The organism is Chlorobaculum sp. MV4-Y (assembly GCF_025244685.1).
Lineage (GTDB): Bacteria > Bacteroidota > Chlorobiia > Chlorobiales > Chlorobiaceae > Chlorobaculum.
The window spans coordinates 1,026,796-1,048,866 of sequence record NZ_CP104202.1 but is presented as its reverse complement, the minus strand read 5'-3'; the positions used below and the strand labels follow the sequence as shown (position 1 = coordinate 1,048,866).

Annotated in this window: 21 protein-coding genes; 12 read left to right on the top strand and 9 right to left on the bottom strand. The window is 53.7% G+C overall.

Features of this window, described 5'->3' with window-relative positions:
• The first annotated feature begins 3 nt into the window (after window positions 1-3).
• The 4 genes from rpoN to aroQ all read left to right on the top strand — a co-directional run bounded on the left by rpoN (window position 4) and on the right by aroQ (window position 4,048).
• A complete protein-coding gene (rpoN, locus tag NY406_RS05040) occupies window positions 4-1,452 on the top strand; it encodes an RNA polymerase factor sigma-54 (RefSeq protein ID WP_260633640.1) in 1,449 nt (482 codons plus the stop codon).
• Window positions 1,453-1,479: 27 nt separating this feature from the next.
• A complete protein-coding gene (gene hslV / locus NY406_RS05035; protein WP_260633639.1) occupies window positions 1,480-2,025 on the top strand; it encodes an ATP-dependent protease subunit HslV in 546 nt (181 codons plus the stop codon).
• Between the two features lie 83 nt (window positions 2,026-2,108).
• Window positions 2,109-3,584 (top strand): ATP-dependent protease ATPase subunit HslU, encoded by a 1,476-nt coding sequence (gene hslU, locus NY406_RS05030; RefSeq protein WP_260633748.1) that lies wholly within the window; start codon window positions 2,109-2,111, stop codon window positions 3,582-3,584.
• 20 nt (window positions 3,585-3,604) lie between these two features.
• Entirely contained in the window at window positions 3,605-4,048 is a 444-nt protein-coding gene (gene aroQ, locus NY406_RS05025; RefSeq protein ID WP_260633638.1) for a type II 3-dehydroquinate dehydratase, read from the top strand.
• A 79-nt stretch (window positions 4,049-4,127) separates the two neighbouring features.
• Here aroQ and NY406_RS05020 read toward each other — a convergent pair whose 3' ends face one another.
• The 6 genes from NY406_RS05020 to rlmN form a co-directional block, all read right to left on the bottom strand.
• On the bottom strand, window positions 4,128-4,928 hold the full coding sequence (locus NY406_RS05020; RefSeq protein WP_260633637.1) for a tetratricopeptide repeat protein: 801 nt from the start codon (window positions 4,926-4,928) through the stop codon (window positions 4,128-4,130).
• 41 nt (window positions 4,929-4,969) lie between these two features.
• Window positions 4,970-5,506, bottom strand: a complete 537-nt coding sequence (locus NY406_RS05015; protein ID WP_260633636.1) for a DoxX family protein — start codon at window positions 5,504-5,506, stop codon at window positions 4,970-4,972.
• A 96-nt stretch (window positions 5,507-5,602) separates the two neighbouring features.
• A complete protein-coding gene (priA, locus tag NY406_RS05010) occupies window positions 5,603-8,032 on the bottom strand; it encodes a primosomal protein N' (protein ID WP_260633635.1) in 2,430 nt (809 codons plus the stop codon).
• A gap of 134 nt (window positions 8,033-8,166) precedes the next feature.
• Window positions 8,167-8,823, bottom strand: a complete 657-nt coding sequence (gene adk / locus NY406_RS05005) for an adenylate kinase (RefSeq protein ID WP_260633634.1) — start codon at window positions 8,821-8,823, stop codon at window positions 8,167-8,169.
• Window positions 8,759-9,607, bottom strand: coding sequence for a hypothetical protein (locus NY406_RS05000; protein ID WP_260633633.1), 849 nt, complete (start codon window positions 9,605-9,607; stop codon window positions 8,759-8,761). Before NY406_RS05000 ends, adk begins: the two co-directional genes overlap by 65 nt.
• Window positions 9,608-9,648: 41 nt before the next feature.
• Complete coding sequence (gene rlmN, locus NY406_RS04995) at window positions 9,649-10,665, bottom strand: 23S rRNA (adenine(2503)-C(2))-methyltransferase RlmN (RefSeq protein WP_260633632.1); 1,017 nt, start codon at window positions 10,663-10,665, stop codon at window positions 9,649-9,651.
• A gap of 204 nt (window positions 10,666-10,869) precedes the next feature.
• On the opposite strand from rlmN, the gene NY406_RS04990 reads away from it, so the two are divergent.
• The 6 genes from NY406_RS04990 (at window position 10,870) to NY406_RS04965 (ending at window position 17,033) form a co-directional block, all read left to right on the top strand.
• Window positions 10,870-11,217: a winged helix-turn-helix domain-containing protein gene (locus NY406_RS04990; RefSeq protein ID WP_260633631.1), complete on the top strand. Its 348-nt coding sequence runs from the start codon at window positions 10,870-10,872 to the stop codon at window positions 11,215-11,217.
• Window positions 11,218-11,363: 146 nt separating this feature from the next.
• Window positions 11,364-12,425, top strand: coding sequence for a DHH family phosphoesterase (locus NY406_RS04985; RefSeq protein WP_260633630.1), 1,062 nt, complete (start codon window positions 11,364-11,366; stop codon window positions 12,423-12,425).
• Between the two features lie 32 nt (window positions 12,426-12,457).
• Entirely contained in the window at window positions 12,458-13,972 is a 1,515-nt protein-coding gene (locus NY406_RS04980) for a leucyl aminopeptidase (protein ID WP_260633629.1), read from the top strand.
• Between the two features lie 62 nt (window positions 13,973-14,034).
• On the top strand, window positions 14,035-14,739 hold the full coding sequence (locus tag NY406_RS04975; protein WP_260633747.1) for an esterase/lipase family protein: 705 nt from the start codon (window positions 14,035-14,037) through the stop codon (window positions 14,737-14,739).
• Complete coding sequence (locus NY406_RS04970; protein WP_260633628.1) at window positions 14,721-15,566, top strand: biogenesis of lysosome-related organelles complex 1 subunit 2; 846 nt, start codon at window positions 14,721-14,723, stop codon at window positions 15,564-15,566. The genes NY406_RS04975 and NY406_RS04970 overlap by 19 nt, the downstream gene beginning before the upstream one ends.
• A gap of 129 nt (window positions 15,567-15,695) precedes the next feature.
• A complete protein-coding gene (locus tag NY406_RS04965) occupies window positions 15,696-17,033 on the top strand; it encodes a UDP-glucose dehydrogenase family protein (protein ID WP_260633627.1) in 1,338 nt (445 codons plus the stop codon).
• 7 nt (window positions 17,034-17,040) lie between these two features.
• Here NY406_RS04965 and thiD read toward each other — a convergent pair whose 3' ends face one another.
• Genes thiD through NY406_RS04950 form a run of 3 tightly spaced genes read right to left on the bottom strand, consistent with a single transcriptional unit; the run spans window position 17,041 to window position 19,126 of the window.
• Window positions 17,041-17,874 carry a bifunctional hydroxymethylpyrimidine kinase/phosphomethylpyrimidine kinase gene (gene thiD, locus NY406_RS04960; RefSeq protein ID WP_260633626.1) on the bottom strand — a complete coding sequence of 278 codons (834 nt, stop codon included), beginning with the start codon at window positions 17,872-17,874 and terminating at the stop codon, window positions 17,041-17,043.
• Window positions 17,875-17,876: 2 nt separating this feature from the next.
• A complete protein-coding gene (gene thiE, locus NY406_RS04955) occupies window positions 17,877-18,491 on the bottom strand; it encodes a thiamine phosphate synthase (protein WP_260633625.1) in 615 nt (204 codons plus the stop codon).
• A complete protein-coding gene (locus tag NY406_RS04950; RefSeq protein ID WP_260633624.1) occupies window positions 18,488-19,126 on the bottom strand; it encodes a thiamine phosphate synthase in 639 nt (212 codons plus the stop codon). The genes thiE and NY406_RS04950 overlap by 4 nt, the downstream gene beginning before the upstream one ends.
• Before the next feature lie 113 nt (window positions 19,127-19,239).
• On the opposite strand from NY406_RS04950, the gene NY406_RS04945 reads away from it, so the two are divergent.
• Together NY406_RS04945 and NY406_RS04940 are read left to right on the top strand one after the other, a co-directional pair.
• Window positions 19,240-19,719 carry a RidA family protein gene (locus tag NY406_RS04945; protein ID WP_260633623.1) on the top strand — a complete coding sequence of 160 codons (480 nt, stop codon included), beginning with the start codon at window positions 19,240-19,242 and terminating at the stop codon, window positions 19,717-19,719.
• Window positions 19,720-20,531: 812 nt separating this feature from the next.
• Complete coding sequence (locus NY406_RS04940; RefSeq protein WP_411267092.1) at window positions 20,532-22,055, top strand: S41 family peptidase; 1,524 nt, start codon at window positions 20,532-20,534, stop codon at window positions 22,053-22,055.
• Window positions 22,056-22,071: the final 16 nt, after the last annotated feature.

Genomic DNA, 22,071 nt, shown 5'->3' with positions numbered 1-22,071 from the left:
ATCATGGCGGAGATGAGGCTACAACAGCGCCAGACCGCCCAGTTGTCGGCGCAGCAGGTAATGACCAGCCAGTTGCTGCAATTGCCCCTGACCCAGCTTGAACAGCGGATTTATGAAGAGGTACAAGACAATCCCATGCTCGAACTGGTCGAGGAGCGTCGTCAGGACGATGGCGCGGCTGGTGCCAATCAGGTGGGCTCCGCTGATTCGACGGAGATGTTCGATTTGGTGTCCCGCTTTGAGCGCTCGTCGATGAAGAGGCGGGCCGATGGAGGGAGCAGGGAGACTGTTTCTGTCGGCAGGGCAGGCGGAGCAGCTTCGGGCGGCGAGGAGCGCTTTTTCCAGGCGGTGCAGCACGACACGTTTCACGAGCGGTTGCTGCGCGATCTCTCGCTCCAGGAGGGAATCGGAGAGCGGGAGGTGCTCATCGCCGCCGAGATTCTCGGTAACCTCGACAGCGACGGCTATCTGACCGAAGCGCTGGAGGTGATCATCGATGGACTCCGGCAGTCAGATATCGATGCCAGCGAGGCAGAGGTTCGCCAAATACAACAGAAAATCTGGTATCTCGATCCGCCCGGCGTGGCAGTCGCAAATCTCCGCGAACGACTGCTGGTTGAGCTTTCGGTCTACGAACGTGAGCACGATTCCGAAGCGGTTGTCATTGCGCGAACGATTCTTGACGAGGCGTTCGACGACTTCATGAACAAGCGCTTCGACCGGTTGCAGAAAAAGCTGAATCTTCAAAAACGCCAGCTCGAAGCAGCTATCGATGTGATCACGTCGCTTGATCCGCATCCGGGTGAAGTGTTTTTCGATGAGGGAGGGCACTACATCTCGCCCGATTTCATTGTCACCTACGAAAATGGTGCGCTGACCGCTGTACTGAATGACCGGAGCAGTCTCTCTGTCAGAGTGTCGGACGAGTATCGAGAGGTGCTTGCGAAGCGGAAGGTGCCAAAGGAGGATCGGCAGTTTATGCGCCAGAAGCTCCAGCGGGCCAATGAATTCGCCACCGCCCTGCAAGTCCGGCGGCAGACGTTGCTGAAGGTGATGGAGGCGCTGCTGGTGGTGCAGGCGAAGTTTTTCATCGACGGGCCGCGCTATTTGCAGCCGCTTGTGATGAAGACGATCGCCGAAGAGACCGGTTACGATATTTCGACCATTAGCCGCGCGGTGAACGGCAAATATGTGCAGACCCGTTTCGGGGTGTTCGAACTGAAATATTTCTTCAGCGGTGCGTTATCGACCGACGAAGGCGAGGAGCTGTCGTCGAGGATCATCAAGCAGCAGCTTCGCGAGCTGATCGAGGGGGAGAGTTCTTCCGAGCCGCTCAGCGATGATCGTCTTGCGGAACTGATGAGTGAAAAAGGGGTGAAGATCGCCCGGCGCACGGTTGCAAAATACCGTGAACAAATGCAAATTCCAGTTGCAAGATTAAGGAAAAAATAGGTTAATCATTATTTCGACTACGACTCCATGGGCTACGAAAAACCGCAGATACGATCAACTACCGTTATCGGCATCATCAGGGATGGCAAGGCTGCGCTTGGCAGCGACGGCCAGATGACGCTCGGCGCAACCGTGATGAAACATTCAACCCGCAAAATCCGCCGCCTCTATCAGGGCAAATTCATTGCCGGTTTTGCAGGCGCCACCGCCGATGCACTGACGCTGCTCGATCGTTTCGAGGCGAAGCTCGAAGCCTACAGCGGCAAGCTTGACCGCGCTGCCGTAGAACTGGCAAAAGACTGGCGTACCGACAAGTACCTGCGCCGTCTCGAAGCGATGCTCGCGATCGTCAGCCAGGACAAGGCCCTCATCATCTCCGGCACGGGCGACGTCATTGAGCCGGAGGACGGCATCGTGGCCATCGGCAGTGGCAGCATGTACGCGCTGGCCGCCGCGCGCTCGCTCATGAAGCACACTACGCTTTCCGCAGAGGAGATCGTCCGCGAAAGCTTGCAAACCGCAGCCGATATCTGCATCTACACGAACGACCACATTGTCATCGAAACCCTGTGAACCAGCAATTTGGCACCATGCCGGAGCAGGTTCCATCTTCATGAAATTCCGAACGACACTCAATGAACAACGATACTCAGGATATGACCCAGCCGGATGAACCTCAGGGTTTTCCGGTCAAACTCATCGACAAGGAGCAGCTCACGCCGACACAGATCGTTGAGCAGCTCGACAAGTACATCATTGGCCAGAAAGAGGCCAAGAAATCGGTGGCCATCGCCTTGCGTAACAGGCTTCGCCGCCAGAATGTGAGCGAGGAGCTGCGCGACGAGATCATGCCGAACAACATCATCATGATCGGCCCAACCGGTGTCGGCAAAACCGAAATCGCCCGGAGGCTGGCCAAGCTTGCCAAAGCTCCCTTCATAAAGGTCGAAGCCTCAAAATTCACTGAGGTTGGCTACGTCGGCCGTGACGTCGAATCGATGATCCGCGACCTGGTCGAACAGTCGGTGGCGATGGTGCGCAGCGAGAAGTCGGAGGAGGTTCGCGAAAAGGCGGCGTTACTTGTCGAGGAGCGTTTGCTCGACATCCTTTTGCCTCCCGTGAGCGGACTCGAAGAACCGGAACACGTTGGCGACGAAGAGAATGCCGTGGTTGTTGAAGGTGACGCCGAGGTGGTCGGGGAGAAGAACCTCGAACGTGAAATCAACCGCAAAAGCCGCCAGAAGATGCGCGAGCGCCTGCGTGACGGCAGAATGGAGGATCGCCAGATAGAACTGGAGGTCAGCAGCGACGGGCAGGGCGGCATGATGCAGATTTTCGGGCCACTCGGGCAGATGGAGGAGATCGGCAACATCATGCAGGATCTGATGAGCGGCATGCCGAAAAAACGCAAAAAGCGCCGCATGACCATCGCCGAAGCCCGCAAGTATCTGGAACAGGAGGAGGTGCAGAAGCTCATCGACATGGACGCTGTTGTCAAGGAAGCGCTTCGCAAAGTTGAGGATTCTGGCATCGTGTTCATCGACGAGATCGACAAAATTGCTGCCCCCACCACCGGTGCTGGCGGCAAGGGCCCTGATGTCAGCCGTGAAGGCGTGCAGCGCGACCTGCTGCCTATTGTGGAAGGCTCGGCCGTCTCCACCAAGTACGGTGTCGTCAAAACCGATCACGTGCTTTTCATCGCCTCGGGCGCGTTCCATGTAGCGAGGCCGTCCGATCTGATTCCAGAGTTGCAAGGCCGTTTCCCGATCAGGGTCGAGTTGAAAAGTCTCACCGAGGATGATTTCTACCTGATCCTGACCAAGCCTCGCAACGCGCTTATCAAGCAGTATCGTGCCATGCTCAAGACCGAGCAGATCGATCTCGAGTTTACTGACGAAGCGATTCGAGAAATCGCCCGGACAGCGGCAAAAGTCAACGAAACAGTTGAAAATATCGGCGCTCGTCGTCTGCACACCATTCTGACGAACCTGCTCGAAGAGCTGATGTTCGGTATTCCCGAAATGGTCACGGATGGTACCATCGACAGGAACGTAGTTATCGACGACAACCAGGTGCGTGAAAAGCTGGGCAAGGTGGTCGCCGACCGGGATCTGAGCCAATATATCCTCTAAGCCAAAAAGCCGGAGCAACCATGAGCGCGACCTCCATTCTGATCATGAACGGGCCGAATCTTTCACGTCTCGGAAAGCGTGAACCCGAAGTTTACGGCAGTCTCACCATCGACGAGATCAACCGGGGGATCGCCGTCGCGTTCCCGGAGGTGAACTTCGAGTTTTTCCAGTCGGGGTATGAAGGCGCTCTGCTGGAAAAGCTTTTCGAAATCGAAGACCGGGGGGGCTGCTCGGGAATCGTGCTCAACGCAGGAGCCTTTACCCACTACTCTATCGCTCTGCGCGACGCTATCAGTTCAATCAGGACGCCAGTGGTCGAGGTGCATCTCTCCAACGTGCACAAGCGGGAGGAGTTTCGTCACAAATCGGTGATTTCCGCCGTTTGCATCGGTGTGATCGCCGGCTTCGGAGTCCAGAGCTACCACCTCGGCGTCAGGGCGCTGCTGGGGAGGGGCGACAGTTGAATTGGCGGGAGAGCAAATCGGTCAGCTCAGACAGATTTGTCTGAGCTACTGAAGGCTTGATCCTTCGACGGTTCGTCTGTTACTTTTCCTCAATCTCTTTAGATAGTCTGTCGATCAGCTTTCTGATCTCTTTGAGCCGTCTCTCGTCACTTTTTATGAGCACCGGTCTGGTTTCGGCTATCCGCAAGGTGTTCAGGGCCTCCTGTTTTTTATCCTCTTCAAGATAGAGAAGCGCAAGTTCGTGGTAATGCCTGATGACCTTCGGATTAAGGCTGATGGCTTTCTTGAAATCCTTTTCCGCCTCTTCACGGCTGCCTTTGGGCATCTGCCCGACGAAGGTGCCTCCCATAAACCGGCTGAACCATCCGATTTTTGATGCCTCGAAGTTGTATGAACCGAGCATCGACCAGGCGACATCGTCGTTCGGGTTCAGCGCCAACGCTTTATCGAGTTCGCGTCTGATTTCAGCGGCTCTGTTCAGCTTCTCTTTTGCGCCGATTTTGTCTGCTTTCAAGGCCAGAGCGGCGGCCAGCCAGGTGTGTGCACTGGCGTTGTTGCTGTCGAGCTGAACTGATTTTCTCGCATATTCGACCGCTTTGTTGTAAAAAGGTATCCGTTTTTTTCGCTCTGCCGGGTCGATAGACTCCGCGATGCTGATGTTCAGACGGGCGAGTTTCCAGTACAGGTCTGCCGACTCTTGCCCGGTCTGAAGCATCGAGAGGTAGAGCGAGTCGGCTTTTTCGTAGCGCAGCGATTTGAATGCCTGATCAGCTGCATCGATCTCGGTATTTTCTTGCGTTCTGGCCGCCGCATTTCCCGAAACCGGGTTCGACAGCATGAGAAACAGAGCAGCCAGAAGTGAGGCAACGGTTTTTCTCATGTCATTTTTTGCTGGAGGAGGAAACCTTGCCAGAATGCCTTTCATCTGAACCATAATGAACCCGGATATTTCCTGTTGAGACTGCGGTCGAGGCCGAGCCAGTGGCCTGTCGGCAGCACGATGAGCAGTATCGAAATGGCGACCAGCGGAGGAATGGTCAGGTTGTAGTAGCCGCCAGCCGTGAAATTGAGCAGCATGAAGAGGCCGAATGCCGCGTTGATGCGCGTGGTGACGCCGAAGAGCAGAGCGACGCCAATGATCAGTTCGCCGATGGTCACGATCCAGGCGATGGGCATGACCATGGGGATGGCGAAGTGTTGAAGGTATGAGGCCTGCCACATGGCGATTCCTGCTTCGATGGAGCCGGGCGTTGCGCTTGTGGCAAGCAGCTCGTGCAGTCTTTGTGTGAAGTGTTGCGTCAGAATGTCGCTCCACATCCAGCCGCGCATGATTTTATGGACGAAGCCGTAGATGAAAAGCGAGGTGTAGAGGTATCTCAGCAAAAGCACGGCAACGACGCCAGCGGCTTTGAGTTTGTGCTCGCCGAGGTAACTGCCTTTCCATTCGAAATCGGTCATGATCTGCGGATTACGGGTTCAACGTTGTGCTCTGCGTATCGCCTTGATTACTCGTGACAGTCGTCAATTGCATCGAATTTACGATAAAAAAACTCTTTACAGAAGATGCTGCGGATCGACGTCAACGGTGATAACCAGATTTTCGCCTCTTAATGCGCCAAGGGTATCGTACTGCACCTGTCTGAGCAGAGTGGAGGAGAGCTTGATCCCGGAGAGCTTCAGGATGAGCTGGTATCGGTAGCGTCCTTTTATTCTGTTGATGCCTGCAGGGGCAGGCCCGAGGATAAAACCGAACTCTTCAGGTACCTGCGGCTGCAAATGTTCCCGAAGCGCTAGAGCTCCTTTTTCTGCGACCGCTTCCGATGGCGATGAGCACTCGAACTTGATGAGACGCGTGAACGGCGGGTAGGCGAGTTCGCGGCGGGTGGCCATCTCGGCTTCGAAAAAGTGGCGGTAGTCAGCGCGGATGACGTGCTGAAACAGCTCGTTGTCGCGGTTGTAGAGCTGAAGCAGCACCTCGCCGGGCATCGACGATCGTCCCGCCCGTCCTGCGACCTGCATCAGAAGCGAGTAGATGCGCTCCGCGGCTCTGAAGTCCGGCAGATTCAGGCCGATGTCGGCCATCAGCACCCCAACCAGCGTCACCTCCGGAAAGTCGAGGCCTTTGGCCACCATTTGCGTGCCGAGCAGGATGCGGGCGCGCTTTTCGCGGAAAGCGGTCAGCATCGAGGCGTGGGCGTCCTTGGTCGAGGTGGTGTCGATGTCCATCCGCAGAATCTTCTCTTCGGGGAACAGCTCTCCAAGCTCCTCCTCGATGCGCTCGGTGCCACTGCTTTTGTAGAAAAGATTTTCCGATTTGCAGGCGGGGCACGTTTGCCGGAACGTTTCGATGTGACCGCAGTAGTGGCAGCGCAGGCTCCGGTCGCTCGTGTGATAGACCAGCGGAATGTTGCAGTGGCGGCATTGCGGCGTGTGGCCGCAGTCGAGGCAGAGCAGGCTGCCGGCGAAGCCCCGGCGATTTTGCAGAAGGATCACCTGCTCGTCGCGCTTGAGCCTTTCGCGGATGGCGTCGTAGAGCGCGCCCGAGATCGACGGTGTGACCCGCTGGCTGCCGGGCATCCAGACCAGCCTGATGGAGGGCATCCGGGCGTTGTCGATGCGCTCCGGCAGTTCGAGCAGCGTGTACTTGCCCTCCAGCGCGTTCCGGTAGGACTCGAACGACGGCGTTGCCGAGCCGAGTACGCAGAGCGCGTTTTCGAACATGGCCCGCATCACCGCTGTGTCGCGGGCGTGGTAGCGGGGCGTGCGATCCTGCTTGTAGGCCGCGTCGTGTTCCTCGTCCACGATGATCGCGCCAACGTTCTCCAGCGGAGCGAAGATGGTCGAGCGAGCGCCGAGCGCGATGCGCGCCTTGCCCTGTCGCAGTCGCTGCCAGGCGTCGTACTTTTCGCGGTCGCTCATGGCGCTGTGCATGATCTGGATATCGTCGCCGAAGTAGTGGCGGAACCGGGCGGCGGTCTGCGGTGTGAGTGAGATTTCCGGTACCAGGACAATTGCGGTCTTGCCCTCGGCGAGCACGCGGCGCAGCAGCTCGATGTAGACCAGCGTCTTGCCACTGCCGGTTACGCCGTGCAAAAGGAATGTCCGGAATTGCTGTTCGTAGAGCGCTTCGGTCAAGACGTCAAGCGCCTGCTGCTGGTGCGGACTGAGGGAATAGATCTCCTTTTGCGGCTCGTCGAAGCGCAGGCTTTCGCGAGAGGGCGCGGCGGTTTCGGTCTTTTCGGCGAGGCCGAGTGTGACAAGTCCGCTGAATACCATTCGTGAAATACCGCCCTCTCCGGCGCGGAACAGCCGCTCCGGGCGCGAGGCGAGCAGTTCAAACGCTTCACGTTTTCTGGGCGATCGCGCAATGAGCTTTTCGGGTTCATCGGGAAGTGCCGCCGCCAGACGCCATGCTGTGACGGTGGCTGGCTTCGTTTCAACAAAGCTTTTCCTGATGGTGACCAGCCCCGCGCGTTCGAGTTCGGCGAGTACTGAGTACAGTTCCTTGCGCCCGAGGCGCTTGCGGAGCTGGCGCACGGTGAGCCGTTTTTCAGCCGAGAGCGCTTTCAAAATGCTCCGGCGCAACCCCGTGCTTTTGACTCGTAATTCCGGGCTTTCGAGCTGGAACCCGGCCAGCTCCACCACGTCATCGACCGTGCTCCTGAGCGGGGCGGGAAGGGCGGTAGTGAGGCATTCAATGGAGAGGGCCGCATAGTAGTCCGAAATCCACATTGCGAGTTTCAGCATCACCGGAGTCAGCACCGGAACGCCGCCGTTGAGCAGGTCGAGCACATCGCCTTCGATGTCGCCATCGCCCGCCTCTTCCAGCGACCAGACATAGCCGGTGTAAGCAGACGCCTTGTGGCGGGCAAGGTTCAGCAGCACCTGACAACCCGGCTGAATCGTCGTTTTGAGCCCCTCCGGCATGCTCAGCCGAAAAGGCTCGTCACGATAGATTCGCTCTACATAGACAATCGCGCGCATCGGTAATCAGGAGCTTGAAAGAAAAGGACAGCAAGAGACAAGGAAAAAGATTGCTCATTCAAAATCATTATTTATAATCAAAAAAAGCCAGTGGTTCAAACTGGCTTTTTTTAAATGATATTCACACGGGGCAGTTAGCCGTTGAGGGCGGCGATGATCTCCTCTTTGATCTGTTCGACGGTGCCGATTCCTGCGATTCTTGAGTATTTCGGAGCGTCAGCCGAGCCGTTCATCGAGAGCTTGCGGTAGTAGCCAATGAGCGGTTCTGTCAGCTCATGATAAGCTTGCAGGCGTTTGCGCACGGTCTCTTCGCAGTCGTCGTCACGCTGCACCAATGGCTCTCCGGTGACGTCGTCCTTGTCCGGTACAGCGGGAGGGTTGAAAATGAGGTGGTAGGTGCGGCCGGAGGCGAGATGGACACGGCGTCCACTCATGCGTTTGATGATCTCTTCGTCGGGAACAGCGATTTCGATGATAGAGTCGATATGGATGCCTTCTGCTCTCAGGGCTTCGGCTTGGGCCAGGGTGCGCGGGAATCCATCGAAAAGGCAGCCATTGGCGCAGTCAGATTGCTCTATGCGTTCTTTGACAAGGCTGATGATGATGTCGTCCGGAACAAGTCCACCCTCATCCATAACCTTTTTGGCCGCGAGTCCAAGAGGAGTGGCGGCCTTGACAGCGGCGCGCAGCATGTCGCCGGTCGATATCTGGGGTATGCCAAAAGCTTCAGAAATATATTGTGCCTGTGTTCCTTTGCCGGCGCCCGGCGCGCCCAACAGGATTACTCTCATGAAACGATAGTCCTTTTATGAATTTTTTTTCAGGGAGATAACGGTAATTTTCGGTTTTGCCGGTTTCTTCACCTCTTCGACATCCGAATCCGGGGCAGTGGTTGTCTGTGCGCCGTTCGTAGCGACTGGTATGGCCGGAGATGAGGTGGGGGCCGTTACAGTTTCTCCACTGTTCTTGGATGACTTGAACTCTATCTGTTTTTAACCGGTTTTTTAGCTCAATAGACTTGGCCTTTGGTGTGCTCGGGCGATGTTCGAGCGTGGATTCATCGAAAAGTTGCTGGAATGCTGCGTTCGAGTTTTTCGGGTCAATGGAGCGGTGAACGTACTCATCTTCATGGACGATCTGTGGTCTGAACTCGAAATCGAGTGAGGCCAGCATCATCCGGAGCATTCTGCGGCTTTCGCCGAGATCACCTTTGGAGTCGATCCTGGTGTGCGCTTTGCCGTTGACGGTGGTGATTTTACGGCCGTTGATGTCGGTTTCTTCAACCAGCCCGAACGTGACGTCTATTTTCATTCCAAGCAGGGCAAAAGATGAGACCTCTGCGCGGATGGTTTTCATGCCGCCGACCGCCGTTTTCTGGCTCTTGAGTTCCCAGCCAACCCAGCCCTCTATTTTGTTGGTGATAAAGTCGGAGACATTTTCCAGCGGACAGGAGTAGCGGCGAACCTTGAGCTCACTGAAAACCGGTTTCTCGGAGGTATGGGTTGCATTGTTGGTCAGACAGTGATATACCTTGACCATTTCGTCTCTGAAAGGAAGAAAAGAGGATAGATCCATGAGATGGGCCGGTTAAATATTTCTTCGGTTTCAAACCGTTATTACCTCACAGGCCGGGTGGCCAGCTGTCCGCATGCTGCGTTGATGGCTGCACCCTGACTTTTTCTGACGGTTACGAACAGCCCAGCATCCAGTAACTGTTGAATGAACACGGTTTTCGAGCTGCTGCAACCTGGCTTGAATTTCAAGGTAACGATAGAATTATAATCAATCAAATTAATTTTGCACAACCCTCTCTTTGCGAAACGAACCAGTTTACGGGCATCTTCAGGCGAATCGTTGACGCCATCCAGCAGCATGTAGACAAGCGTAACCGGTTGGCTGGTTATGGTGTTATAGGAGTTTATCGCTTTGGCGAGTTTGTCGAGGGTAATGTCAATGGCGATTGGCATCATTCGTTCGCGTATGAGCTGGTCGGCGCTGTGCAGCGATATGGCGAGTTTGGTTTTGAGTCCCGATCGGGCGATTCTGTCCATTTCCAGGGGCAACCCGACGGTTGAAATCGTGATCTTTTTTTCGGAGATGCTGAATTGGTAATCCTTTTCAGTCAGCGTTCCGATCGACTCAAACACATTGTCAAGATTCAGCAACGGTTCGCCCATACCCATGAAGACAATATTGGTCAGCCCCCGCCTGTGGCGCTTCTGCGCTTCTTTTTCAAGCAGAAATATCTGATCGGTTATTTCCGATGTCGTGAGGTTTCTTCTGAATCCCATGTGGCCTGTTGCACAGAAGGTACAGCGGAGCGGGCAGCCGATTTGCGAGGAGATGCAGGCAGTTATCCGCTCTTCCGAAGGGATGAGGACACTTTCGACCAGTTCGTTGTCCTCCAGTTTGATGAGGAATTTTGCCGTTGGGTTTCCAGCCACTGAACCAGATTCCATCGTTTCGCTTTCGGTGCCGACAAGTGAGGCCGGATGTATAATCCATTCAGAAGCGAGTTTCTGACGCAGTTGTTTGCTGAGGGTGCTCATTTCTTCAAAACGGAGAGCCTGATTACTGTACAGCCATCGATGGAGCTGATTTGCGCGATAAGCTGGCTCTCCGAGACGGGTCAAGAGTCCGGTAAGCTCCTTCCTGCTCAGTTTTCTGATGTTCAGAAGGTTGCCGTGTTGTTTTCCTTTTCTTGGGTCAGGCTCTCTTCTGATATTTCATTTTCTTCCATTTCGTTGCTTCTCTTGCTCTTGATCGATAAAAAAAGTACTTTTTTATATATAACCACAAGTCTCTTTAGTAACCGTTGAAATAATTTAAAAGAAAGAATGTCTCCGGAACCATCGAAAGACAAAAAGGATTACAATCATCAGCTTCTCGACAAGGTTATCCATGCGAGAATTCGCTTTGCGGCACTGGCTTATCTGATGAGCGTCCCTGAAGCATCGTTCGTTGACATTCGCGATAGTATCAGAGCTACGGATGGAAATCTCAGTATTCATCTGAGAAAACTTGAAGCGGCGAGGTATGTGGAGTGCATGAAGAGTTTCGAGAGCCGCAAGCCCCTGACCAATTACCGGATGACCGTCGAGGGCCGGGAGGCTTTTGCCCGGTATCTCAGGAATGTGGAGAAATTCTGTGAAGATATGCCGGATTTGCAAGTGCAGACGGCCTGATCACCTCTTTTTTGGGTTAGGTTCAGTTATTGCAAATCCTTTTGCTTTCTGCTGATGTTCTGAAATTATCGGATTCGGTCCGTCCGGTTATTTCCGTATTATACGTTCGTTTCCGTTGAGTATTTCGCAAACCATTTCCAGCGCTGATGATTATACCCGAATATGGCCGGACATTGACCCCTGAAGAGTGGAGGCCGGTCATCGATGAGATGCTGGAAGCCACGCACATTATTTTTACCACCCACGAAAATTCAGATGGCGACGGGCTTGGCAGCCAGGTCGCTCTTGCTCTCGCTCTCAAGGCTCTGGGCAAAGAGGTTGCGATTTTCAATCCAACGGAAGTGCCGCCGAACTATCTGTTCCTGAAGGAACTTCATGATATCAACCTTTTTCGCGACCGGGATGAGGAGACCATGCAGGAGTTTTTCCTTGCTGATCTCCTGGTCGTACTCGATGCCAATCTGCACGACCGTATCGGCAGACTTTGGCCACATGTGGAGTTCGCCAGGGAGATGAGCCGACTCAAAGTGCTTTGCGTTGATCATCATCTCGAACCGGAGGATTTTGCCGATATCACGGTGTGCGAAACCTACGCTTCTTCGACCGGTGAGCTTGTCTGTGATCTTGTTACCGCCCTGGAGCTACGTACCGGGCAGCAGCTGTTTACTGTCGAAGTGGCTTCAGCTCTCTATACAGCTATCATGACCGACACTGGCTCGTTCAGGTTTCCCAAAACTACTCCTTACACCTATCGACTTGCCGGAATGCTGGTTGAAAAAGGGGCCAACCCGGAGTTGGTTTACGACCGCATCTACAATGCCCTGACGCCGGAGGCGCTCAAGCTGCTTGGCCTGTCGCTTTCAAGCATCAAGATTATCGAGAATGGTTTGATATCCTGGCTTTTCATTACCCAGGATATGCTCGAACAGACCGGCAGCAAGTTGTTCGACACCGATCTTATTATTCGCTATCTTCTTAGTGTGCCGACTGTGAAGGTTGCCGTTCTTCTTGTTGAGATGCAGGATGGACGGTGCAAGGTCAGCTTCAGGTCGCGGGGCAAGATTTATGTCAACCAGTTGGCCAAACACCACGGCGGAGGTGGCCATATGAATGCTGCCGGTTGCCTGTTGAGAATGTCGGCAGAGAAGGCGCAACTCGTGATTCTGGAGGATGTCCGCAAGTTCACCCTCGAACAGGTGGACAGTTAATTTTTTCAATTATTTCCTATTTACGTGCAAGCATGAAATGTACTGTTACGGCTAAAGAGAGCGGCCTGGTCACTGCCGATATTCTTGTTCAGTTCTTCAGCAAGAAAGAGATGAAACGCGATGCGGGGAAAGTTCTCGCGGGTCTGGGTGTCGTTGCGAGTCCCGATGGTGACTTCAAGGCTTCTGCTGGCGAGATTGCGATGCTGTACCGGCAGACCTCTGGCAAAGAGGCTTCGAGGGTGATTCTTGCCGGTGTCGGCGAAGGCAAAACCGCCGAAGATTATCGCAAGGCTGCCGATTCCGTCGCTCGAAAGACGGTTGATCTGCATCTTGGCGTTCTCGCTCTCGATTGCTCGCCGATCGATGATTGGGCCAAGCAGTCGAAGCAGAAACCGGAAGAACTGGCAGCCATTCTCGTAGAGGGCGTCCTGTCCGGAGCGTATCGCTTCGATCGCCTCAAGAGCGGCAAACTCGACAAGGAGGAGGACAAGGACGACAAGCCCAAAAATATCGAAGAACTGGTGCTTGCTGGATGCGGAAGCCGGCTTGAGGCTGTTGAGAAGGGTTCTGGAAAAGGGATGATTATTGGCTTGTGCCAGAACAGGGCAAGAGACCTGGTCAACCTGCCGGGGAATCATCTCTCTGCCGAAGAGCTGGCGGATGCCGCCATCGAAGCCGGTAAGCGGGGAGGCTTCGAGGTGACGGTGTTGGATAAAAAGAAGATCACCGAGCTTGGCATGGGCGGTCTTCTCGCCGTCAACAAGGGAAGTGAGCAGCCGCCGACCTTTGCCATTCTCGACTACAAGCCGAAAGGCAAGGCCAAAAAGACCGTTGCGCTGGTGGGCAAAGGCGTGACCTTCGATTCGGGCGGCATTTCGCTGAAGCCCGCCCAGGGAATGGATGAGATGAAATCGGATATGTCCGGAGCCGCTGCGGTGATCGCCGCAGTTGAAGCCGCCGCAAGCCTTGGTTTGCCGCTCAGGGTGGTTGGTCTCGTTCCGGCCACCGACAACATGCCAGGCGGCTCGGCGCAAAAACCTGGCGATGTGATCACGACCATGTCAGGTATCACGGTCGAGGTTGGCAACACCGATGCCGAGGGGCGTCTGATTCTTGCCGATGCGCTTACCTACGCCAAGAAGGAGTATAATCCTGATGTGATTATTGATTTAGCCACGCTGACCGGCGCATGCATCGTGGCGCTTGGCAATTCGGTGGCCGGACTTTTCAGCAATGATGACAAACTGGCGGAGAGTATTTTTGAGGCTGCCCAGTCTTCGGGCGAAAAGGTTTGGCGGATGCCGCTCTGGGATGAGTATGACGAGATGATCAAGTCCGACGTTGCCGATGTGCACAATACCGGTGGTCGCGGCGCAGGTACGATTACAGCGGCTAAATTTCTCGAGAAGTTCATCGACGGTCACAAGCACTGGGCGCATATTGACATCGCAGGCCCGGCATTTCTGGCAAAAAGCGGATCAAAGGCATCTGGAGCGACCGGTTTCGGTGTCCGTCTCCTCCTCGATCTGTTGAGGCGCTGGTCATAAAAAGATTGGAGTCAGAACCATCTGTTCATGATTCATAACTGATGCATGATGCGTTGCCCAATATGGCAGAGGTCAGACAGAATCCGGTAGTGATCATTCCGGGAGTGCTTTTCTGGGACTCTCTTTATGAGGTGATGAGGGAGGCCCTTTCAACCTGGATACCGGCAGAGAAGATTGCGATTGCCCCTGTCAATCTTCTCGACTGGATCGGGTTTCCACCATCGCCCGAGCGCTCGACCAACCGGGTTATGGCGGTATTGGATCGAACGGTGCGCACCATGGCCTCACGCTTTCCCGGCGAGCCGGTCACCATTGTCGCGCACAGCGGCGGCGGAACGGTTGCCATGGTCTATCTGCTGGAACGCCCGTTCCAGGGCGATGTTTACGCTGTTAATGGCTTGGTCGGCAGGCTGGTCACGCTCGGCACTCCATTTCATACCCACGAGCATTTCGCGAAAATCAAGACAGATTTTATTTTCAAGCATCTCGGGCCTGAATTTTTTCAGAAGTACCAGATAGTTTCGGTCGTCAGCAACCAGTATAAAGGCTCGCTCGATGGCGGCATGATCGAAAAAATGTGTTACATGTTTTACCGGGGAGTGACTGACGATGGAAATCTTGCCGGAGACGGGGTTGTTCCCGCGAGAAGCTGCTTTCTTGATGGCGCCGAAAATGTTACTATACCGGAATGCGAACATTTGCCAGCGCCGCATACAAAGTGGTATGGTACCAAAGATGGAGTTGAACAATGGATAGAGTGGCTTTAAAGCCCTTCAGGCGCATCGCCGTTATTTTACTGGCAGGAGCGGTTATTGCTACGTCCACCTCTTGCAGCCGGGATGAGCGAAAAAAGGAGGAGGAAAAGCATCTCGAGTCGATGATGTCCATTCTTGTCCAGGTTCAGAAGAATCTTGGACGGATTCGCCAGAAAGAGGCTGTGGTCGTCCGGCTTTCGTCAGATGTGGAGGGGCGCAAGCCAAAGAGCGCCGAGCAGATCGGGCGCGAGATCAACACCAATATCCGCTTCATCGACTCCACGCTTTCGGCAAGCAAGAACCTTGTCACGACGCTTGAAAAGCAGAATCACGAGTCCCAATACCGCATCGCAGCGCTCGATCGCATGACCGGTCAGCTCAAAGGGGAGCTGGACAAGAAAAGTCTGGAACTTGGAACCATGAAAGGGGAGATTGCCAAGCTGAACCGGCAGATCGCCAGGCTGACCAACACGGTCGATGTTATGGATGAGGTTATCAGTGACCAGGAAGACCAGATGGTCAAGGCCTATTACATCGTCGGCACCGTCGATCAGCTCGTCTCAAAAGGGATTCTGGTTCCATCAGGCCCTTTTTACCGATTTTTTGGCGCACGGCCGGCTCTGGCCAACGATTTTGATCTGCGGCCATTCAGGCAGGTGGATATTACCGAAACAAGAGATATTTATTTTGACAAGCCAGTCAGTCGCCTGCATGTCATTACCCCACATACAAAAGGTTCCTATGAACTCGTTGGCGGCAAAACATCCTCGCTTCTGTTGATCAGGAACGAGGCGGAGTTCTGGAAAAAATCCCGATGCCTGATCATTGTCGTCGAATAAACGATGTCCGAAAAGCATGTCTCTTGCTGGTCTTCTATTGGTTTATCTCACAGGGTTGAATCCTCGCCTTTCGGTAGTAACCGGAAGGCGTTATCGTTTTTGTTTCTGATCAATTAAACCGCAGAATGCATGAAGATAACCATATTCGGTTCTGGTTACGTAGGGCTGGTTACCGGCGCCTGTTTTGCCGAGGTTGGCAATGAGGTTATGTGCGTCGATATCGACGAGAACAAGATCAATCGCCTCCTGAGTGGGGAGATTCCGATTTACGAGCCTGGCCTTGATACTATCGTTGCGGAAAACCTGCGTGAAGGACGCCTGAAATTTACCACCAGAATTACTGACGGTGTCGATTTCGGTCTGTACCAGTTTATCGCCGTCGGGACTCCGCCCGATGAGGATGGGTCGGCTGATCTGAGCCATGTGTTGAGCGTTGCCGAGAGCATCGGCCGCAATATGGAGGATTATCGTATCGTGATCAACAAATCGACGGTTCCGGTCGGTACGGCCGATCTGGTGCGCGAAACGATCAGGACAGTACTCGAAGAAAGGGGGCAGGCTATTGATTTCGACGTCGTGTCGAATCCCGAGTTTCTGAAAGAAGGCGATGCCGTGGACGATTTCATGAAGCCCGATCGCATCATCGTCGGAGTGGATAACCCGCGCACCAAGGAACTGCTGCGTAATCTGTACGCGCCGTTCAACCGCAGCCACGAGCGTTTTATCGCCATGGACATCCGCTCGGCGGAGTTGACCAAGTATGCGGCCAACGCCATGCTTGCCACCAAGATCAGCTTCATGAACGAGATCGCCAATATTGCCGAACGGGCTGGAGCGGATGTTGAAGCGGTGCGCCGGGGTATCGGCTCCGATTCGAGGATCGGCTTCTCCTTTATCTATCCCGGGGTAGGTTATGGCGGTTCCTGCTTTCCCAAGGATGTTCAGGCGCTGGAACGCACGTCCAGAAAGCTTGGCTATAATTCGCGAATTCTGCAAGCGGTCGAGGCGGTCAACGATGACCAGAAACTGAGCCTTGTTTCAAAGATTCGTGACCATTTCGACGGCGATCTCAATGGGCGCGTCATTGCGATTTGGGGGCTGGCGTTCAAGCCAAATACCGATGACATGCGCGAGGCTCCGAGCCGCAAGGTCATGGAAGAGCTTTGGCAGGCGGGGGCAACCGTCAGAGCCTACGATCCCGTTGCTATGGACGAGGCCCGCCGCATCTATGGTGACCGGCCCGATCTGTTATTGGTGGAGCATCCCGACGAGGCTCTCAAGGGCGCAGACGCGCTGGCCATCATGACGGAGTGGATGGTGTTTCGCAGTCCCGATTTCGAGCTGATCAGACGCTCTCTGAAAGAACCAGTAATTTTTGACGGCAGGAATATCTATAATCCTGATATGGTGGAGCAGCTGGGCATCAGCTACTACTCCATCGGTCGCCGTCCTCGCCTGGTGCGCTAAAGCGTTTTTATTGTTTCTTTCCCGGTCGGCATTCGGTTCTCCGGCCGGGAAAATGCTCCAGAGGCCCATTTCCGTGTCCCAGCTGCCATGATGCACCAGCCTGCAGGGCTTTTCTTGTATAGCCGATAGCGTCTGCTACAGCTTCATTCATCGGCAAGCCTTTTGCCAGTCCGCAAGCTATGGCTGACGAGAGCGTGCACCCGGTGCCATGCGTGTTGAGCGTATCGATTTTCGGGTTTGCGTACCAAAAGAACCGTCCCTCGTGCAACAAGCAGTCGCTGCATTGGTCTCCCTCGCCATGTCCTCCCTTGACAAGAACAGATTTTGCGCCTTCCCGTTGCAAGTCTTTCGCCATCACTTCTATTTCCGCCGGCGTTGTCGGCGGCTTGCTGCGCCCTGTCAGTAATGCCGCCTCTGGCAGATTTGGGGTAATCAGACTGGCGATACGAAAGAGCCGCTTCATCACCTGCATGGTTGCTGCCTCAAAAAGCGATTTTCCGCTCGATGAACGCAAAACGGTGTCGAGGACGACTGGAACTTCATCGAGGCTTTTAATGAGTTCAACGACTGTTTCTCCCGCTTCCGGTGAGCCCAGCATGCCGATCTTGACCGCATCGATGCGAATATCGTCGACAATCGTCTTGAACTGCTCGCTGATGAAGGCGGGCGGAATGTTGTGTATTGACTGTACTTCAAGGGTATTCTGCGCCGTCACAGCAGTGATGACGCTAAGGCCATAGCAGTTGTTGAAGGCAATGGTTTTAAGGTCGGCCTGGATGCCAGCCCCGCTGCTGCCGTCCGATCCGGCGATGGTTAGTACGGTGATGTAGTCCTGCATCATATTCATTGCCTGATTCTTCTTACCAGCTCGCGAGTGGCGGTCTCGGGGTCGTCGCTGTCGGAAACTGCGGAGATAACGGCGATGCCTGATGCGCCGGCACGGATGACCTCGGCGGCGTTGTTGTGCCCGATGCCGCCGATGGCGATGACCGGTAATTGCGCGGCATTGCGGATCGGGCGTATTGCCGCTGTGCCGAGCGGCTCGGAGGGTTTGTCTTTGGAGTAGGTCGGGAAGATGTGTCCTACCCCGATGTAGTTCGCGCCCTCTTCCGCGGCATTGACTGCCTCGGCGACGCAGGAGACCGAGACGCCGATGATCGCGTCAGGGCCGAGCAGGGCGCGTGCGGCGGACGCAGGCATATCCTGTTGGCCGAGATGCACGCCGTCAGCCATCATCGCCAGGGCAATATCGACCCGGTCGTTGACGATGAAGAGCGCTTCCCGCTCACGGCACAGCTCCTGAATCCTCAAGGCCCTCTCGTAAAGTTCTCGGCCTGAGGCTTTTTTTCGTCGCAATTGTACCATCCCTGCCCCGCCCCGGAGGGCCATGCGGGCAAGTTCGATGGGATCGGAGTGTTCATCAGTGATGACGCAAAGAAGTCTTCGTGGCAGGCTCATATGGATATGTACGAGAAAAAGCGTTTGATGGTTTCCGGCATCGATGAAGCATCAAGAAAGGGGGTGAGCGCGGCGACGCCCCACGCGCCGCATTCGAGGCAGGCCGGAACTTTATCAGGCGTGATGCCGCCGACGGCGAAGACAGGTATGCGTACTTTCGTGCAGATTTCCCGGAGACGTTCCAGTCCCTGAGGTGGTCCGAAAGGTTCTTTTGATGGCGTATGGAATACTGGTCCGAAAAGGAGGTAATCAAGGCCTGTCGAAGTGGCTTTCAATGCGGCCGCCTTGCTATGTACGCTTTGCCCGGTAAGCAATTCTCGTGCAGCTTTTCGGACGACATCGGCAGGGCATGAAGATTCGGGAAGATGAACACCGCCCGCCTTTGATGCAAGCGCGATGTCGAAGCGTTCGTTGATGGTGAGAATCGACCCCGAATTATTGACAAGCGGAGCTATTTGGCGGCAGAGGCGCCAAATAGAAGCAGAATCAAGCATTTTCTCCCGAATCTGGAAAATGACCGGCGCAGAGCGGGCGAGAGCTTGTGCCTGTGCCAGTACAAGGCCTTTCTGAGAAAGATGTTCGCCACCACTGCTGACAATCATCAGCCGGGGGAGTGAGGGGTGTTTTTCAGGCATAGATCCAATTTCAGGCACGATAACTATTTTCCAGAGGAATCACAATCTGGAAAATCTATCCCGAGCTGTTCGGATTTTCCGCTCTTTTACCAAGCAAAAAACACAAAAAGGTCATGATATCTAATGAAGAAAATCTGAAGAACGCCGGTATTCTTCTCCCGGAAATCCCTTCACCAGCGGGACTTTACCAGCCAGCGATACGAATTGGTGATCTGATTTACACCTCAGGCCAATTACCGCTGGTTGGCGCCAAACTGATGGAGCCAGGAGGAAAGGGAAGGGTGAGCGAAGCGTGCGAACAGGAGGCGACGAAGGCCGCCAGAACGGCCGCGCTGAATGCGGTTGCGGTACTCCGATCCGTTACCGGAAATCTTGACACCGTGGCGAGAATCGTGAAGCTGACAATCTATGTTTCGAGTGCTGAAGGGTTTACGAATCAGCACAAGGTGGCCAACGGAGCATCGGAACTTGTCTGTGAAATTTTTGGTGAATCGGGTCGCCATGTCAGGGTCGCCGTTGGTGTTCTTGCTCTTCCTCTTGATGCCAGTGTTGAGGTTGAATTGATCGCTTATTGCCCATTAATAAGAGATTAAATTTTATTTTAACTGTTTTTAAGTGATTGTAAAAAGAGTGCTTATAATACGCTTTGTTAGTAATTTTTATGAAATTTTTTTTTAATAAGTTAAAAATAAAAAAATATTTTGCTTCTATTATTGTTTTATTTTTTTTATAAAACTAATTAATAAATTTTTTATATAAACGCTTATAAGTAATTTTTTTAAAAACAATTATGTGTTTTTATTAAATAAAAATTTTATTTAATTATTTGTTTATTTTATGTTTTTTATAATTTTTATTTTTGTTTTTTATTTGTTGTCATGATTCTGTTTTATTTGTTTTTGTTTTCTTTTTTTTGTTTAAAATTATTTTACTTATATACAATATTTTTTTGGTTTAATTGACTGATAATCTTGCGTGATGCCCTCTTTGTTTATCTCTTTATTCTTGCGTCAAAGTGAGAAATGTGGCAAGTTACACCTGTTGGTATTTTTAGGTGGTGAGGGTTGTTGTTGCGAATTCCCCTTCTCTTCGGTACAATTAGAAATACATGTACACACATGCGGTTGCTATTGCTATCCGCCAATTTGCCGGGTGCTTTTTGGCAGTGTTTATTTGCAGGCATTCCGGTCCCGGACTTTGCGTTCTCTGCTGCTGTCTCGCTATCGGTCTGTTTGAGCTTTTTTGCATGACTTGCGTTGTGTTGAGCTACAGCTGCCACTTGTCCAACGGTTAATCTGAATCGATCGCTATGTCTCGTATTTTCACTGTTATTATCATGTTGCTCATCGGGGGATTCGGTTATTTTATCGGATGGCGGACTAATAGTCGTGGCACTGAAGGGAAAATGCTTGATGCCTACAGGCTAATCAGGTCGTATTATGTTGATCCAGTTAATGCCGATAGCCTGCAAAGCGCGGGAGTTCGAGGCATGGTGCAGTCGCTCGATCCCCACTCCATCTATCTCGAGCCGGAAAAAGCCGCAATCACCCAGTCAAATTTCAATGGCAATTTTGAGGGAATCGGTATAGAATTCGATGTCGTGCGCGATACCCTGCTGGTGGTTACGCCGCTTGCGGGCGGGCCGAGCGAGTCGGCCGGAATCATGCCCGGCGACAGGATCGTCTCGATCGACTCGAAAAATGTCATCGGCATCAAGCCCGCGGCTGTTCTCTCCAAACTCAGGGGCGAGCGCGGCACCAGAGTCAGTCTCAGGATATACCGGCCTCTGATCCGCCGGATGATCGATTTCCGGGTCACTCGTGACAAAATCTCGACCACGAGCATCGACGCAGCGTTTCTCGATGATGCCAATACCGGCTACATCCGGATTGGCCAGTTTGTCGAAACGACAGCAAGCGAGTTTCATAAAGCGGTGCAGAAGCTGCGTGACAAGGGAATGCGGCAGCTTATTATCGATGTGCGGGGCAATCCTGGCGGCTATCTCGATCAGGCCGTCACCATCGCCGACGAACTGCTTCCGGCGGGCAAGCTCATTGTCTATACCAAAAGTCGGCATGGCGGTGACGACCAGATGAAGTACTCTTCGACCTCCGGCGGTGTTTTTGAAACAGGGCCGCTCTGCCTCCTGGTTGATCGCGGGAGCGCGTCGGCAGCCGAAATTCTTGCCGGGGCGCTGCAAGACAACCATCGCGCCCTGCTCATCGGCGAGCTGACCTTCGGCAAGGGACTGGTGCAGCGACAGTTCAAGTTGCCCGATAACTCAGTAGTCAGGCTGACCGTTTCGAGATACTACACCCCGTCCGGACGGCAGATTCAGCGCGAATATGACGAGGGCTTCTCCGGGCGTGAGCGCTATTACAAGGAGATGTTCACCCGGAATCTGCCCGGTAATTTTATGAAAAAGTATGGCGGCCTTCTGTACCGGGAGGGGCAGGATATTTCGGTTTACAGCACCGGAACCTTGTTGAAGAGCGCTTCGGCGGACAGTCTCCGCGCCATGCTGGCCAAAGCGGGCGGCATCATGCCCGATTACTGGGTTTTTGGCAAGCCCTACTCCAACCTGTACCAGGAGCTTTACGCGAAGGGCGTCATCGAGGATATTGCCCTGAAGCTGATTGACGCTCCCGATGATCCGGTCCAGAAGTTTCGCCACTCGGCGGCAGCATACCTCGATAACTATCATGTTCCCGCCAATCTCGAAGCGCTGGTCAAAAAGGGATGCGAGGAGTCGAAGCTCACTTTAGACCAGTCAGAGTTCAATCGTGACCGGGCCGATATAGCTCTTGCGCTCAAGGCAAGAATTGCCAGGCACCTGTTTGGAACTGAAGAGCAGATCAGGGTGTTATTGCGTGAAGGTGATCCTGTTATGAAGGTCGCGCGGCATTTCATCGAAAAGAAGGCTTCATGAGTCAATAGGTAAAAGC

What these genes read in the sequence shown, in the direction of transcription:
- rpoN (WP_260633640.1), top strand. Translation starts at nt 4, where the DNA reads ATGGCGGAGATGAGGCTACAACAGCGCCAGACCGCCCAGTTGTCGGCG.
- hslV (WP_260633639.1), top strand. Translation starts at nt 1,480, where the DNA reads ATGGGCTACGAAAAACCGCAGATACGATCAACTACCGTTATCGGCATC.
- hslU (WP_260633748.1), top strand. Translation starts at nt 2,109, where the DNA reads ATGACCCAGCCGGATGAACCTCAGGGTTTTCCGGTCAAACTCATCGAC.
- aroQ (WP_260633638.1), top strand. Translation starts at nt 3,605, where the DNA reads ATGAGCGCGACCTCCATTCTGATCATGAACGGGCCGAATCTTTCACGT.
- NY406_RS05020 (WP_260633637.1), bottom strand. Translation starts at nt 4,928, where the DNA reads ATGAGAAAAACCGTTGCCTCACTTCTGGCTGCTCTGTTTCTCATGCTG.
- NY406_RS05015 (WP_260633636.1), bottom strand. Translation starts at nt 5,506, where the DNA reads ATGACCGATTTCGAATGGAAAGGCAGTTACCTCGGCGAGCACAAACTC.
- priA (WP_260633635.1), bottom strand. Translation starts at nt 8,032, where the DNA reads ATGCGCGCGATTGTCTATGTAGAGCGAATCTATCGTGACGAGCCTTTT.
- adk (WP_260633634.1), bottom strand. Translation starts at nt 8,823, where the DNA reads ATGAGAGTAATCCTGTTGGGCGCGCCGGGCGCCGGCAAAGGAACACAG.
- NY406_RS05000 (WP_260633633.1), bottom strand. Translation starts at nt 9,607, where the DNA reads ATGGATCTATCCTCTTTTCTTCCTTTCAGAGACGAAATGGTCAAGGTA.
- NY406_RS04990 (WP_260633631.1), top strand. Translation starts at nt 10,870, where the DNA reads ATGTCTCCGGAACCATCGAAAGACAAAAAGGATTACAATCATCAGCTT.
- NY406_RS04985 (WP_260633630.1), top strand. Translation starts at nt 11,364, where the DNA reads ATGATTATACCCGAATATGGCCGGACATTGACCCCTGAAGAGTGGAGG.
- NY406_RS04980 (WP_260633629.1), top strand. Translation starts at nt 12,458, where the DNA reads ATGAAATGTACTGTTACGGCTAAAGAGAGCGGCCTGGTCACTGCCGAT.
- NY406_RS04975 (WP_260633747.1), top strand. Translation starts at nt 14,035, where the DNA reads ATGGCAGAGGTCAGACAGAATCCGGTAGTGATCATTCCGGGAGTGCTT.
- NY406_RS04970 (WP_260633628.1), top strand. Translation starts at nt 14,721, where the DNA reads ATGGATAGAGTGGCTTTAAAGCCCTTCAGGCGCATCGCCGTTATTTTA.
- NY406_RS04965 (WP_260633627.1), top strand. Translation starts at nt 15,696, where the DNA reads ATGAAGATAACCATATTCGGTTCTGGTTACGTAGGGCTGGTTACCGGC.
- thiD (WP_260633626.1), bottom strand. Translation starts at nt 17,874, where the DNA reads ATGATGCAGGACTACATCACCGTACTAACCATCGCCGGATCGGACGGC.
- thiE (WP_260633625.1), bottom strand. Translation starts at nt 18,491, where the DNA reads ATGAGCCTGCCACGAAGACTTCTTTGCGTCATCACTGATGAACACTCC.
- NY406_RS04950 (WP_260633624.1), bottom strand. Translation starts at nt 19,126, where the DNA reads ATGCCTGAAAAACACCCCTCACTCCCCCGGCTGATGATTGTCAGCAGT.
- NY406_RS04945 (WP_260633623.1), top strand. Translation starts at nt 19,240, where the DNA reads ATGATATCTAATGAAGAAAATCTGAAGAACGCCGGTATTCTTCTCCCG.
- NY406_RS04940 (WP_411267092.1), top strand. Translation starts at nt 20,532, where the DNA reads ATGCTTGATGCCTACAGGCTAATCAGGTCGTATTATGTTGATCCAGTT.